12 protein-coding genes are annotated in these 14885 nt (G+C 36.2%); 5 read left to right on the top strand and 7 right to left on the bottom strand.

All coding sequences use genetic code 11. The features are described from left to right. Nucleotides 1–8: 8 nt before the first annotated feature. The 4 genes from PMAN_RS08585 to PMAN_RS08570 all read right to left on the bottom strand — a co-directional run bounded on the left by PMAN_RS08585 (nt 9) and on the right by PMAN_RS08570 (nt 7969). Nucleotides 9–2810 carry a DNA methyltransferase gene (locus PMAN_RS08585; protein WP_010557258.1) on the bottom strand — a complete coding sequence of 934 codons (2802 nt, stop codon included), beginning with the start codon at nt 2808–2810 and terminating at the stop codon, nt 9–11. A gap of 63 nt (nt 2811–2873) precedes the next feature. Then, nucleotides 2874–6596 carry a DUF6079 family protein gene (locus PMAN_RS08580; protein WP_010557259.1) on the bottom strand — a complete coding sequence of 1241 codons (3723 nt, stop codon included), beginning with the start codon at nt 6594–6596 and terminating at the stop codon, nt 2874–2876. After that, nucleotides 6596–7090 (bottom strand): BREX-3 system P-loop-containing protein BrxF, encoded by a 495-nt coding sequence (gene brxF, locus PMAN_RS08575; protein ID WP_010557260.1) that lies wholly within the window; start codon nt 7088–7090, stop codon nt 6596–6598. The genes PMAN_RS08580 and brxF overlap by 1 nt, the downstream gene beginning before the upstream one ends. A gap of 3 nt (nt 7091–7093) precedes the next feature. Next, the gene (locus PMAN_RS08570) at nt 7094–7969 is read right to left on the bottom strand and encodes a WYL domain-containing protein (RefSeq protein WP_010557261.1); all 876 of its coding nucleotides are present in this window, start codon (nt 7967–7969) and stop codon (nt 7094–7096) included. 308 nt (nt 7970–8277) lie between these two features. On the opposite strand from PMAN_RS08570, the gene PMAN_RS08565 reads away from it, so the two are divergent. Then, nucleotides 8278–10158, top strand: coding sequence for a hypothetical protein (locus PMAN_RS08565; RefSeq protein WP_010557262.1), 1881 nt, complete (start codon nt 8278–8280; stop codon nt 10156–10158). Nucleotides 10159–10193: 35 nt separating this feature from the next. Here PMAN_RS08565 and PMAN_RS08560 read toward each other — a convergent pair whose 3' ends face one another. After that, nucleotides 10194–10391: a helix-turn-helix transcriptional regulator gene (locus PMAN_RS08560; RefSeq protein WP_010557263.1), complete on the bottom strand. Its 198-nt coding sequence runs from the start codon at nt 10389–10391 to the stop codon at nt 10194–10196. Between the two features lie 125 nt (nt 10392–10516). On the opposite strand from PMAN_RS08560, the gene radC reads away from it, so the two are divergent. From radC to PMAN_RS08540, 4 genes are read left to right on the top strand one after another with little or no spacing between them, the layout of a single operon-like run. After that, the gene (gene radC, locus PMAN_RS08555; protein ID WP_010557264.1) at nt 10517–10990 is read left to right on the top strand and encodes a RadC family protein; all 474 of its coding nucleotides are present in this window, start codon (nt 10517–10519) and stop codon (nt 10988–10990) included. Nucleotides 10991–11002: 12 nt separating this feature from the next. After that, nucleotides 11003–11422 carry a DUF2787 family protein gene (locus PMAN_RS08550; protein WP_010557265.1) on the top strand — a complete coding sequence of 140 codons (420 nt, stop codon included), beginning with the start codon at nt 11003–11005 and terminating at the stop codon, nt 11420–11422. 10 nt (nt 11423–11432) lie between these two features. After that, nucleotides 11433–11993 carry a tyrosine-type recombinase/integrase gene (locus tag PMAN_RS08545; protein WP_010557266.1) on the top strand — a complete coding sequence of 187 codons (561 nt, stop codon included), beginning with the start codon at nt 11433–11435 and terminating at the stop codon, nt 11991–11993. Nucleotides 11994–12024: 31 nt separating this feature from the next. After that, nucleotides 12025–12264: a hypothetical protein gene (locus tag PMAN_RS08540; protein ID WP_010557267.1), complete on the top strand. Its 240-nt coding sequence runs from the start codon at nt 12025–12027 to the stop codon at nt 12262–12264. 190 nt (nt 12265–12454) lie between these two features. On the opposite strand, the gene PMAN_RS08535 is transcribed toward PMAN_RS08540, so the two are convergent. Both PMAN_RS08535 and PMAN_RS08530 read right to left on the bottom strand, forming a co-directional pair. Next, the gene (locus PMAN_RS08535) at nt 12455–13111 is read right to left on the bottom strand and encodes an inovirus Gp2 family protein (protein WP_010557268.1); all 657 of its coding nucleotides are present in this window, start codon (nt 13109–13111) and stop codon (nt 12455–12457) included. A gap of 194 nt (nt 13112–13305) precedes the next feature. Next, nucleotides 13306–14661 (bottom strand): hypothetical protein, encoded by a 1356-nt coding sequence (locus PMAN_RS08530; protein WP_010557269.1) that lies wholly within the window; start codon nt 14659–14661, stop codon nt 13306–13308. Between the last annotated feature and the right edge of the window lie 224 nt (nt 14662–14885).

Raw genomic sequence — 14885 nt, 5'->3', positions numbered from 1 at the left:
TTTTAACGTTAATCCCAATCGTCATCATCGTTAGATGTTAGCGTTAATGCGTTATCATAGAACATCAGCAGTTTTTCATCCTCTTGCAATACAGCAGGTGGAATTTTGGCAGATATATCTAAAATAGTTTGATACTCTTGATTTTCAGTCAATTGATTAAATCCAGCTCTTAACGCTTCAGTACGAGGTTGTTTAATCTTTTTCTTCTCGCTTTTGTACTTATCGAATTCCCGAAGTAAAATTCTTAACCTCAACTTCTCAATATCACCAGTTTTACTTGGGTCAGGTACATACCAACGACCTTTTGCTTTTAACCTAAGACTTACAGAATCTTTAGCCAAACTTCGCATATCTTTATAATTTGTTGATAAATAGGTATGGATTTGGCTTGGTACATCTTCCTTACCGTCATATCTTAGAAAGTTCTGCTCTAATAACGTAGAAAGTTCAAGTTGCAGTTCATTCTTTTTCCATCCTGAAATAGCACTCATAAACTCTGGGTGGATATCTGACTGAACTTTGGGCTTATCCTTTAGATTTTGTTTCAACCAACTTATTGCTGACGATTCATCATCTACAAAAATAGAAAGTTGCTTAATACAAACACCTTTACTTTTAACCTTTTCATATTCTAGTAATTGGGGTTGAGTAAATATCATTCCATCCTGGAAGCTAAACTTTTGACAAAGTTCTTTCTGAAATTCACCACTACTTAAAGGTACACTCCTATTATTTACAATAAAGTAACTTACTACCCTGTCGAACAGTATACGAGGGTCCCTCTCAGGAATAAATGTAAGCTCACCATCTTCATGTTTAATGCTTGGAAGATAATTAAGGTGGTTTTCGACAAAATCCCATATTGCATTAAAATTGTCATCCCCTTTGAATTTATTAGAAAATTTCTGACTCGGTTTATAAGCTGAAATAACCAAGTCTTGTTTAACCGCTGTAGTTGAAACTATTGATTGAAAAGACCTTTGTTTCTTGTCTAAAGCTGAAACACTAGAAATAACAAAGCCTGCGCTAGTCAAACTAGTTTGCAAAAGATTCCAAATTGCTGCACTGGAGTTAGAGAATTCTACCGTAATCCATCGACCAGGCTTTAAAGCTATGAAAGCATTTTTAAAACAACTGAGCATGAGCTGTTGATATTGACCAAAATCTTTTTCTTTTACTTTATCAATTATCGCTTCGTTAGTTGAATTCGTCATAACACCATGAAATGATTCGATTAAGTAATTTAAATCAGAGTAATAAATATTCTCACCGAAAGGGGGATCTACAAATATATAATCAAGGCTATTCGGTAATATACTAGCTTTTGCAATGTCCTGGGTTGATGTCAAGGAGTGAATGTTCTTATTATTCATTTGCCCAAATACTTTTAATAGCCTATCTCTTTTTCCTCCTAAAATATAATTTGGAGATACATCTACTATATGCGATGCAATATAAAACACCCCTGATAAATATTGATTTACTTGAGAAAAATGTGTCGGAGTAAATCGTGCAAGTTTTGACATGCCCCAAATAGCCTGCTCAACAAAAAATAAACATTGTCTTCTTGTCGTATAATCTAGGATACCATTAGCTTTCTCCCACATTTTAGCTAACGTTACCAACGGCCTTTTCATAAAAAAATGGTGTAAATGATCAATGTTAGAAGGCTTCATTCTTCCAACTCTCATCATTTGCATATCGGGCATTTCTTTTATTGGAAAGTTACTAGGGAATTCCAACTTTTCAATCTCAGCTAGGACATTAATGTCATATTCGTCAGGAGATTTATAAATTCGTTCTTTTCCTACTTTATAGTAAATTAAAAAAGGAACCCTTTTAGGTTCTTGATGTACACCGTTTTTATAAGGATCATGCTTGGACTCATATTGTAACTCCATTAAGTCCTTTTTAAGTTCTGTTGAACAACCGGGACATGAAAATGATTTTGCAACTTTTCCTGAATCAATATCTAAAGCTTCTTTTGAGAATACTATTTCTTCTGAACATTCCGGACACGAAAAAACTTCACTCCAAACTACAAAATCAATTGGGTACTCACTACCATCTTCATGCTTTGTTCTGTACATCCAGCCTAATTCATTATTTATCTCATTCAGTATTCTTTGTGATTCTGAGTTATAACTTTCGACTTCAGGTTCTAAATTATAATTTGAAGAAATAAAGGTAGCGATTGGAGATAAGTCATTTAATACAACTTTCCTTGCTCCGAGTTGACTAATTAATTTTTTCTGACTAGCGTCCTCGTAAATTTTTCCTTTTGAATCTACAAAATACCCTAATGATTCGACAGTAGTCCTATCGCCACAATTTTGTGCGGCTACGCCAGTCATGCCAGTACCACAGAAACCATCAAGTAAAATATCCCCCGGATTGGTATAATGTAAGATATAGCGCATAATCGCTTTGAAAGGCACTTTCGTATGGTATGAGTGAGCCTTGTAGAGAGGATCATGTTTCCCTTCACTAACATCAGCTACAAAAGGTTCTCTTTCATATTCTTCTGTTGAATATTGTTTTTCAGACTCCCAATATTCAATAAAATCATTTAACCAAGGGTTTGGGCAAGCGGTATAATATGGCGGATCTGATAATTCAAGAATCGCTTCATCTGTGCTTATTGGAAAGCCTTCTATTTTTCTAAACTCTGGATCTTTTAATTTTTCACGCAAAAGTTTACTAAAGTGCGCTCTACGTGCTTCTTCATTTTCGAAGGTTTGGCCTAAACACTCTACAGGGTCTTTTGATGATTCAACTTTTACATCATCTAATAATGAATCTTGTTGCATATATTCTCTCTTAAAAGGAAGTTATTAATTAACGGCCTTCTAGTAAATTATTTTCTATAAGGTTTATTCAATAACAATACGAACTTTATCGATATCTTGGCCTTTACAACGTTCAGCAATGAGTTGCTCAAAACGCTTACGCACATCATCAATACTTTGTGGCGTTCCTTTACCAAGGTTAGCTACTAGCTCTTCTGACGTTATTGATACAGCAACTAGACCATCAAGTACTTTATTCACTTCTTCTACAAAGTCTTTTGTTAGTGGTTCTGGCAAACATCCTGAATTGATAAACGCTGTAACTTCAGCCTTTTGCTCTGATTTCATTAAATCTAATTGAATAAATGGGTCAGCAAGGTTCGTTTGAAGTGTAGAAGTCCATTCCGTTAGCATGGCATCTAATTGTTCATCTAATCTGTTTAAGCGATCACTGGCTGGGGCAAGGTATTTTTCCGTTCTAGGGTTGAATGAAACAGGGTTCGGATCAACTCCTAAAACTTTACTATCGATAGCCGTTGCAGGCTGCAATTTAGCCCAATCTTCACGCCAGTCTTTAACTTGGTTTCCTGGTAATAAAGCTATACCACTTAATAAGCTTAATGTAGCTAGCCTGTCATCATCCATCAATTTCGTTTTAGTTTTATTTTCTGCTAACGTTAAGTGAGCACGTTGATATAAAGCAACAAAGCGAGTGATATAAGATTGCTTTGCGTTAGCTAGTTGTTTAAGCATTTTCTGCTTAAATTCAGTTGATTGCCTTACGTCTTTATCAGCTAAGCCTTGACGTAACTCTTGTTGAGCACTTTTAACCGTCTCTTGCCAGTCGTCATTTTCAGCTAAAACCAACTGTGCTTTACTTAGATAGTTGGTAATGTCGGAAAACTCTTTTACTGTCAGCTCTAACTGCTTATAGTCATTCCAAGCAATTAAGTTTTCTTTTTGTAATGCAATATCTTCAGGCGTTGCTTTTAGGTTTTTGAGCTTACCTGGTGTATTGAAGCGTTGCATTTCTTCTAAGAAAGTTTTGGCTGATGTTAGCTTTTCTGTAAGTAACCCCGCTTCATTGTCTTCAAGTACATGCTGACCCCATAAAAGAAGCCTTTCTTTTACTGCTTGGCTATCAGTAACAAGTGACTTAACTTTCTGCTCAATTTTGTCACCCATTTCTCGAACAATGCCATCGTCACCTTGTTGAATGCTAATAGCTAAACCTTCATTCATATCAAGCAACTCTAATAATGCTTTAATAGCTGAAGTATTGAAGTCTTTTGGTGCTTGTATATGTTTGAAGTTAACTAGGTCGTTAAAATCTAGAGATTTAAGTAAATCCGCATTACTTGCCGTAATGTTATTACCTACTACGGAAAGCTCTAACTCCCCTGAATAAACCAAGCTTGCTAAGATAACCAGTAACCATTCAGGCTCTAGGCGATATGTATCGGGCTTAAAATAAAGGTTGGCATTAACTTTTTCTAGCAATTCGCCATTGTTAACTACTTGACCATGACCTTTAGCTTTTAACACATCTAAAACTGTTGCAGAAAAGCGAGACTTAGTTGCTTGTAGTTTCTCTCCATCAAGCAATTCTAGTGCATCCATAACGGCAGTAGCACGCTTAGTTCTAGCACCACTAGACAAGCTAATAAGAACATCATTTGCTGCCCCTTGCATGTTATCACCCGTGATCCACTGACTAAACTTAGGGTATTCTGGAGCAAGCGACTGGAAGTAACCTTCAAAGACATAACTAGCCACTGCTTCAAAAATATCTTTTACATTGCCATGCTCATTGGCTGATATGCCTGTGATATCACGAACTGATGTTCCTTTAAGCCAATCCATAATAGGCTTTGATTGGCCGTTGTATTTAACTTCAAAAGCATCTGCAATATGGTTTCTGATCCACTTCTGCATATCCCTTAGATAATCATCTGCTTTCAGCTTGTAGGTATTTTTTGCACTACCAGTGGCTAAGGCTCGTAACTCAACTGATGCCGCATAGTATTTAAGGTAACGATCAAACGTTTCATCTCTATTCTTTAATACAAACAGCACTTCGTCTTCACGGATATGTTCTTTTTTCTGCTTTGGCGCATCTTCAGGCTGAATAAAGTACATGTAATAATCACGTTGAGGTTTAGCCGTTTCACGCTCATTTGGCGAGCCTAAAAATAACCAGCCTTGGCGATTAACGTTTCTATCGATCCATTTCAGTTCATGTTGCCACATGGTGTGAACTTGCTGGGTATCAGTTTGTTCAAGGATCTCAAGCATGGCGGCACGATATGCACCATTGATATTATCATTAGCTAATTGTTCAGCTTTGGTTTCGATAATAGCGTCAAAGTCTTCAGTCTTTTTAAGATCGATATAAAACTGGTCGTTGGCTTTATTTTTTGAGAAAAACTGACCATTTACTGTTTTTCTTATTTTCTTTAATACCGTAACAATATGGTTTTCTAAGTTTTTACTTTTTTCACCTGGTAAAACATCAACCGTTGGAATAAATAAACAGAGAGAATCTCTAAGCTCAGCTGCTGTAGCGCCCATTTCTTTATATATATCGCCAACAGCCATTCGGTGAATAGCTAAGCCTGCAACTAATCGTTTAGCAAAGTCTTTTTCACCTGGTGTTGGGTATGCTTGTTCTATACGTTCAACTAAAGTTTCACCAGTTTCAATAACTTGTCCGACTTCAGGGTTCGTTTTCATGCTTGGCTCTGAACTTAGTTCGTGCCAATAGGTATCGTATGAGAATATGCCAGGAACATCTTCAGGAACATCGTGAGATTTTAACGTTTCCATATGGTTTGATAAGCTACGTAAAACTTGGCGTTGCTCTAACCCTGCAATACGAACACGCTCAAAGGTGTTAATGTAATCAGGATGCACTGGGAACATATGAACAAACTCATCTAAGCGTTCATTCATTTTTTCGTAGTAAGGCGTGAATTTTTGTAGATACTCTCTGATCCATTCTTTTTGTTGAGCCGTTTTCTTCAATAGTCTTTCAGCAACAACAAATTTAATATCGTCTCTTACGATTACAACTTCTACTGCTCTATCTGTAATACGTTTAACTTCTTTTGAGATAAAGCTTAATTTTGGATCAGCAAATATAGCTTCCTGAACACCTGCGATAAAGCGAAAACGTGTACCTTCAATAACTTCACCTAGAACACGCAGCATAGCCATATCTAGCGGTAATTGTTGGTTATTTCGAGAGCGGAAATAATCGAGTATTTCATCACAAATTAACAATAAGCCATGGTCAGGATATTTAGCATGAAATGCCAACATCATCTCTTCTATGTATTGCTTATGATTAGAGGTTATTTGATCCATCGGTGGAAATTCATAATTCACACCAAGATCTTCTAACCCTTTAGTTAACTGAAAAGTAATGATGTCTGTTAGGTCCATCTTACTTGCGCCAATCTCAAAACGTATTACTTTGAATTTTCCAGCTATCTGGCCTGCACATTCTTTTACTTCTTCATTTGTTACTTTGTCAATTAGGTCAGGGAATTCAGCTAAAGCTGAGATAACAGACATTAAATGTGATTTACCAGAGCCGTAATTACCAACAATCCAAAGGGCTTTTTGATCTGTAAATTCATCATATTGAAGATGCTTAATGATAGTATCGTTCAATTTAGATTTCATTTTTTCTGAAATAACATATGACGATATTAATTTTTCCGCTTTGGTATGATCAGCGGAATCTTCCAATTCGATAGTGGTTGTAACTGGTTCGAATTGGATTAATTCATTGTACTTCTTCATTATTTAACTCCCTGTTCGCAAGTAGTAATTACCTGCACATCTTGAAATTCATTTAATTTATAACTTTTGTAATCTGGTAAACCTGGTTTTGCATAGCTCAATGACATGCTATCTAAACTGCCAGGCCAAATGACAATAATCGGTTTCTTTTTAGCTGCATGTTGAAGCAGCTTTAATGGGTCTGCTTGTAAGCTTTCTTCAAACAGCAAATTTATTCTTGAAAAGTAGCAAATGTCTTCAGCTTCTTTAACTAAGTCAGAGACTAAACTATGTAGATATTGTTCTCTATCTTTTAACGATAAGACGACTAATTTTTCTGACAACAATTTAGATAGATTTTTAAACTGACTATCAACATTCTTTACAATTACTTCGTGAATTTCCGTTGGGTTCAGCACCAATAAAATGAGATTACTCGATTGAAAAGAGCCAGATTTAATCGCTTGATCAATGTCAGTTTTAATATTTTCAATTTTAGTGTTAGATATTTTCATAAATTAGTTTTCATAACCGGGTGCTATCTCAATATCTTTAAGATTAAGTTGTGATTTATTGCTTAAGTGCAGTTGATAAGTATTACAGTTTAATGTGCCTTGTTCGGTACAGTCTACGTTCCATTGTCTAAGCAAATAACCGAGTAGAGCTGCTCTTACTTCTAATTTTAATTGCCCGTTGTCCATTTCGTAATCAAGCTCTATTGCTTTTGGGTATTTTAGCTTTGGATGCGGGGTTAAAATTATATCGTAAATGGTGTGCCATTGGGTGTCTTTATCTGCGTATTCTTCAGGTTTAATGAGTGACTGCAGTATTTTTGGACATTCAATACGGGTAGCAACAAAATCTCTAAATTCTTGGTTTGATCTATCAAATGCACGTACATGCCAGCGTGTGCCATTATTTACAATAGAGTGGGGGATTAATTCTTTTGAAGTTGTGCCGGAACTTAAAGATGTATATAGGCACTCAATTGCTTTTTTAGAAGTAATAGCTCGCATTAGAGTAGCGATGATCTCGCTATTTGGATGTATTAAACGCGTTGCGTTTTGGCAGTAGTCACTTGGCTGAACGCCACTAGACAGGCCATCACCAAAACCACGGCATAAAGCGCTGAGAATACTCTCAGCGTTATGTGCGAACAAAGGTTTAAAGCTTTCTAAGCGGTGGTAGCTTTTAGTTGTATGACTTAATACTAGATTTTGAGGTGCAAGTTCTTTATATGATGAAAAATCACGAGTACACGCGGCTAAGCCAGTTTTAAAACGCTGAATTAAATCAGCTCTTGCAACTTGGCCAAAGTACTGCAGATTAAAATCTATGAACGCTAAGCGTTCCCTCTGAGCATGTGTGAGTGCATCCAATGCGGTATTAGTCATAAATATACTAAATCATTATTTTGTAGTAACTATATCAGGCAAATGAAAAGATGCAATCAAAATGAGTTAATGTGGTGTGTTTCTTAAATAGCTACAATAAACATTTGACATTAAATGTTTTTGCAATTAAATTGCGTTTCAAGGGCAGAGGCTTACCTGCGGTTTGTAATGTACTTCTTACAAAACAAAGCACTCGAATCGTTTTTTAGATAACACCTACGATATACACTTCATTCTTGGACTTAGTAGCCAGAAGTACACCGTTTAAAATATACAACGGGGCTTTAACTATTTTTGAAGGTTTTAGAATGAAAAACAATACTACAGTTCCAACTACATACATCCCTCTAGAAAAATTTCATATACTGCCTGTAACTGGTTTAACACCACAGAACTTAAAATACTCAGCTAAAAAAATTATTAAAGACAGAGAAAAAATATCTACTACCACAAGGCTTAATATACTAGCTAAAAGCCTCGGTATTAAGGGAGGGTTTGCTAACTTCGCAAATGAGTTTGAAGAAAAGCTTAAGCCATTTATGGTAAAGCATAACTTGCATAAACGAGTTAATTTACTTGAGCATAAATACCGTGGAATGCAATTAGGCTACGCACAATTTACCCACCAGCAAGTATCTGAGAGGCTGTTTTACTCAAAAGGGCAGATGCCGAGTAAGTTATTTACTGGGCACGACTTCGATTTTTCAGGTGTTTTAGCTTGGGATATGCTAGAGCTAAATACCGCACTTGAGGTTGATAGTGATTGGGAAAGTATAATTACCAACGATATTCATTTAAAGGTTTTCAGTGATGGCTATGACATAACTCAATTAAATGAGCGTCAACAGCAGCTTTTATCCCAAGGGCTATCAGCAAAAGTAGCTTTTAAGGTGGTCGATAAATCAAGCCTACCAAGTTTCATAGACCTTATCACTGATGATGAAGCTCAAGACGCTACTTCAACTGCAGTTAAACATAAAGAGTTAGTAACTACTGCTGCAGAACTAATATTAATTAAGAATCACAATACTGTATCCAGTTGTTATAACTTACTCGGGGACAATCTTTGTGATACGTATTGTTATGGCCCTGATTCAGAGGTAGAAGTTTATTTTGAAGAGGGAACGCTTAAATCTGAAATTCAATCAATAAAAAAACAAATGGAGTTTTTTTCAAATGTATTAAATGAGTGGCTTCAGGCTAGTGATTGTGGATGGGTTAATGTAATACCTTACAACGAAAATCTTATTTTTCTTTCTGACAATAGTGGCAACTATGACTTTTTAATTAAAAACCAAAGAGATAAGGTTTTTTCACATCAGATATATGGTGATTATCTAAAACGAGCTGATATACCAAGCTTTATTGAAGATTATCGATTTAAGCGTTGGGAGTACTTTAACTATAAAGGTAATCGTGAATTAGACAGCCACTTAGCAGAGCAACATTACTATGCTAATGGCGGTTTAACTAAAAACTATCCAGGGCAACATGTAATATTACAAAATTATTATGAAACCTCTGGTGATTATATTACTGAAAGCCGCAGCTCGAATAAGCGCTTACATGGCTTTAAAAAGATTAAGCTAGCCGAGAAAGAGCTAATGGTTTCAGAGCTTATAACCATAGATGAAATAAATGATTTTTTACATAAAAACCATGAATACTTTGCTACCAGAAAGGGTGACTCGTTACCCCCATTAAATAGTGAGTGTGATAAAGGTTTAGCTGCTACATGTACTTTTTATGATGTGCTGGCTTATATTAGCTGGGCAGAAAAAGAAACAAACGTTCCACTAAGATTACTAGCTTACGACGAGTACTTAGCTGTCAGAGATAATGAAGTTGGAAAAAGTGCACACTCTAATAAAGGCAGTGATATGACCTTTCATACATCTGACGGTAGGCAGTACCCTGGGCATCCACCATATATGAATGAGAGTGACTTTGATGCTTTAACATTACGGTTTCCTGAGAGTTTAACTAATTTTGAAAAAAATGGGTTGGAATTTATAGACTCGAACTTTTTTGCAGAATGGCTTTTGGAAGGAGTAAGTATTCGTTCAGCAAGTTTAACCTCTTTTTATGATGACGCTAATGTATTAAGGGCATCTGGTCCGCGAGATTGTACAGGTAAATATAAAGGCATAAAAACAGGCTTTAGACTTTGCTATGAATTGAGCAAGTAGGCTTTATTAAAGCTACCCCGCTATGGGGTAGCACTTTAAGCTGCAGTACTTGCAGTGTCTCTTTTCCCAATTTTTTCACTTATCCATTCTTCAACTTCACTTTCTACCCAGGCTACAGAGTTACCACCTAACTCAACTTTCATTGGAAATCCACCAGCGCTCATAAAGCGATAAACAGTTGAACGGCTTAGGCCTGTGATATGTAAAACTTCTTTTAATTTGATTAAACGCATGGGATTTCTCCAGTTAGGTTATTAGTACATATCCTTTCCGGAGGTAGTAATTTTTTACTGAGGCGAAACAAAAACGTTAAGCACATACATCACTATTTTGCATAAACCATTAAGAGGGCATAACAATGCAAAATAACAAGTCACTATACGAATTTGATCACCCTGTAAGTGATGAACAAATACTTGAAGCAGCTGCTTACATAATCGCTCAAAAGCAATTTAGGCATGGGGCTTTAACATGTCCCAAAGACAGTGAAGAATATTTAAGGCATAAGCTGGCGTTGATTGAGCATGAGGTGTTTGCCGTCCTGTTCTTGGATAGCCAAAACCGCATACTTGAATATAAAGAGTTATTTAGGGGGACTATTAACGCAGCAAGCGTATACCCACGAGAGGTGGTTAAAGAAGTATTAGCGCTAAATGCAGCATCTGTAATACTTGCGCACAATCATCCTTCAGGCGTAAGTACACCATCTCAAGCTGACAAGCTTATCACCACCAAATTACAGCAGGCGCTTAACCTAATTGATGTTTCGATAGTCGATCACATCATCATTGGTGAAACCAGTTATTCATTTGCTGAGCATGGCTTAATTTAAAGGGAGTAGGGTATGGCGATTAAAATAGAGCAAGTGCCAGGACTAATCGTGCCAGAGTCACTGTTTGATGTGATTGTAAATGCCATCACTAAACAAGGTGAATCGATAGGGAATGCGAGTGAGTTAACTATTAATTTTCGTGATAAAGATTATAGCGCAGCAGCTGGGGGCTTTCACCCAGTCGAGGTTAGGCTAGAAAAACGCGGTATTGGTTGGGAGCTTGTATACATTACTGATTTTTCATACCAGGGCCAATCGGACTCTGAATTAGTAAAGGAGATTGATGTTTGCTTTGTGATTAAACGCGTTTATCACATGCTGGTGGGCTGGTTAAGTGAACGAGAGGGCAAGGAGCTTTTAACTTTATTTGTGACTAACTTTGTTGAGTATTACAACACAGGCTGCTACCAGGTCACTATTTCAACAGAATAAGGAGTTGGCCATGGCTGAAGTACAGGCGATTAAGGACCTTGATACAGTAAAGTTAATTAGTTATTTGCTTGAAAAGCGGTGTTCTAAACAGATGAGCCATATTTGGAATATAGGTCTGAACTTGGCATTGCGCATATCTGATTTATTGTCTGTTAAATTTACGGATATTCAAAACGACAGGTTACTTATATTTGAAAGTAAAACAGGCAAGCTTGCAGAGATTAAGCTAAATCAAAAAGTATTAGCGTTTATCCATGAAGTACGAATCACTCACCCCAACCATGTTTACTTATTTCAATCGTATCGGAATCAACAAGCTAAAAGTTCAGTACCACGGCCTTTATCTCGAAGGGCTGTAACAAGAGCATTTGCGTTAGTGGGTGAAGAGCTTAATTTAAAACTAGGCACTCACTCAATGCGTAAAACCCGAGGTTACCACCTCTACCATAAAACCCAAGACATCGCGCGTGTAATGAAGATGCTTCGCCATAGCTCGGAAGCAACAACACTGCGTTACATTGGCATAACCCAGGAGGAAATCGATAAAGACTTTGAGGAGTTAGAGCTATAAATTTATTACATATGATAGGAGTAAGTTTGTTATGTCGTTAGAAAAAGCCGTTGCATGCGGTGTAGTAGGAAATGAAGTTTCTAAGCAAATAACCGGTAGTTCTGAGCCATCACTCAGTAGAACAGCCATTGCTGTGAGCTCTGGTGCTGTAGCTGGCGCTACAGTATCCGGTGCAGTTGTTGTTGGCCTTGGCGTGGCGTCTGCGCCAGTTACGGTGCCTTTGGCTGTTGCTAGTGGTTTGTTAGCCGGAGTCGCGAGCTTATTTGATTAGAAGTAAACAAAGAACGCATTTTTGCAGTGCGTTCTTTTTTTGCTTTTGTAGTGTAAATAGTGCTTCTCGTAATGCTATTTTGGGAACTTACCATCCCTTATATACTAAGGGTTTTAGCTTATTAAGCTAGTTGAAGGTCCCAAAAGCGCGTTAGAACAAGTTATGAGAAGTACAGGTCTTAATTAAAAAATCACCTTTGACTATAACCAAAACAACGCTGCCCTGAACCATATTGTTTAGTATTGAGCTTTGCGAGGTAACTCAGTCGATAATACAGAGCATGATAGTCATGAGTAAAATTAGAGCTCTTAGCATCAAGATAGTAATGTGCATTTTGAGGCAAGTGAACTAATTCAATTGTGTCATCTACTGGTAAGCTTAACGCACTCGCCCAGGCCTTTACTATTCGAGTAAACAGGTTATCACTCTCTACATCTATTTTACCTGTACAGTGATACCGGTCCTTATTGAAAAACAGTACACAATGATAATGCTGGTGGTGAGCAGTGTTCTGCTCCCTAGCCCAAATATACCTAATATTGCATGGGTGTGGCGTTTTACCCTCACGAGCTTTACGTTTTGTATCGGCTTTAATTTGTGACTCAAGAGAGGCAATAAACCGAGTACACACTTTGTTGCTATTTAGATTAATCGTATTTGAATGTGTAGGTAGCCTTAAATCAATTCTGACTGCAAACGTTCTTTTATGTTCAGTACATGCAGCAAGCATGACTTTTTCAATAGCATCTAAATAGGGAATAACTAAAGGCTGATTATCTCTAGCGAGCGTTTTAAATTGCTTGTAAGTAGGGTTAGTTGTTTGCGTGTATTGCGTTGGGTTATTCATTCTATTTATCCTGATAGGTATTAGTTCATATCAGGTGTGTGAGCAGTAGTTTTTTAATTTGTATTTATTGTGATAATCAATTCGTTACTAGTAGCTCTAATAAATATTACCAAACCGAGAAATGGGCTTGGAAAAAGTAAGCACGTATCAACGGGACATTTTTTTAGCGCTATACATACGGGCTTTATTCTCTATTAATTCTGCTCTGAAGTTAAAGTGTTTTTGTAAAATGCTTCAAATACTTTTAGATCAATATGAAATATATTGTAATTCCCATTGTTCAGTTGGCTTTTTGAGTCCATAAACTTCACTGTTCTATCATTACTATTAACTTTTTCAGAGAGGTCTAGATTGGTAAATAAAATTAAATTGTTAATTGATGTAACATCAGAGAACTTTACCTTCGAATGAGTGTTTTTTATGAAGGTATTGATATAGAAACCTTTGTTCTTGAATGAATGTATAGAGCTAAGGTATTTCTCTATGTCCTCACCAACTTTCGGAGTGTCTTTTAGCGAGTGAAATATAGAATATAAAATGTAATGGATATGTATATTAGCTAGATTTTTTATCAGGCACGAAGTTCCATAGCCTAAATTAGCGGCGCTTAATTCATAGTCTGCAGGGCTAAAAATATGGTTAAAAGCATCTTCTTGGCTAACAGGTTTAATTTTAGTTCCACCATTTAGTAAATATGATAGCCCCATAGAAACTAACTTAAGAAGGACTCCATCGAAGTAGCTGAAAACTTCCTTAGGCTGCTGACACAAAAAATTAAAGTCATGTTTAAGTGAATCTACTTCAAATCTTAATAATCTTAAAAAAACATTTTCACGTATTTTTTCAGAGAAGAAAAAATCTATAAGTGCCCCAGAGAAGTTATATATTTTTTTACGATTGGCATATGACTCTAAATTAGTCAACGAAGGAACTGTGAATAGGTATATGAAATTGTTTTGATTATTGCCTATTATTTTATAGCAAGACGAACGCTTTAAGTTGTTACATCCAGTTCCAACAACACTCCTTTTATTCTTGTCTTCAACTTTTTTTAAAGTACACCCTTTTATGGCTTTTTGAATGAATTTAAGGTTAATTAATTGAGAGATAGCAGTTTTAACCTCAGCATCTTTTAACCCACATGCTTTAGCAATGTTGGATAGTGTAAAATTAACAACATATCCAAACTCATCTTGGTTTAATACAAAGAAACACCATACTATTTTTACAGGCACTCTTAACTCTTCGTCCTTTATTCTGATAAGCTCTTTACTGGGTAGTGATTTAGTCATTTCTGTGTGTTCATCGTAGATAAAAATGTATGACTCAGCAGGTCGTCCTTTTTTAGAATTTTCAGTTTTGCGCGTTAAAATTGCATTAATTTCTTGTAGCTCTTCGATTACTTTTTTAAATTTATTATATGGGCATCCTAATTCTATCAGATCAGGTTTAGATAGTTCGTCTCCAATATTTTTCTTCGTAATTAAACGAATTAAAACCCATTTTGAATATGCTGATATACCTGTGGTTAAGTTGAAAAGCTCACTCATTAGATTGTTTCCATGCAGCGTATTGTTACTCTATAGTAGAGTAAGAACACTCCAATTAACACAATAACAGGGTGTTATTTTGTATTTAAATTGCAGGGTGAAACTTTATCTCAATTAGAGTTTATTTAGACTTTTATTTATCGAAAGAAATCTTATGGGGTCGTTAATTTAGTGGTTAATTGAGAGGCTAACTGAGTTTTTAATATAGTACCTAAGGGTGTTAA

The sequence above is a fragment of the Pseudoalteromonas marina genome (assembly GCF_000238335.3).
Lineage (GTDB): Bacteria > Pseudomonadota > Gammaproteobacteria > Enterobacterales > Alteromonadaceae > Pseudoalteromonas > Pseudoalteromonas marina.
The sequence above is the reverse complement of the archived record's forward strand: the minus strand, read 5'-3'. Positions and strand labels throughout refer to the sequence as shown.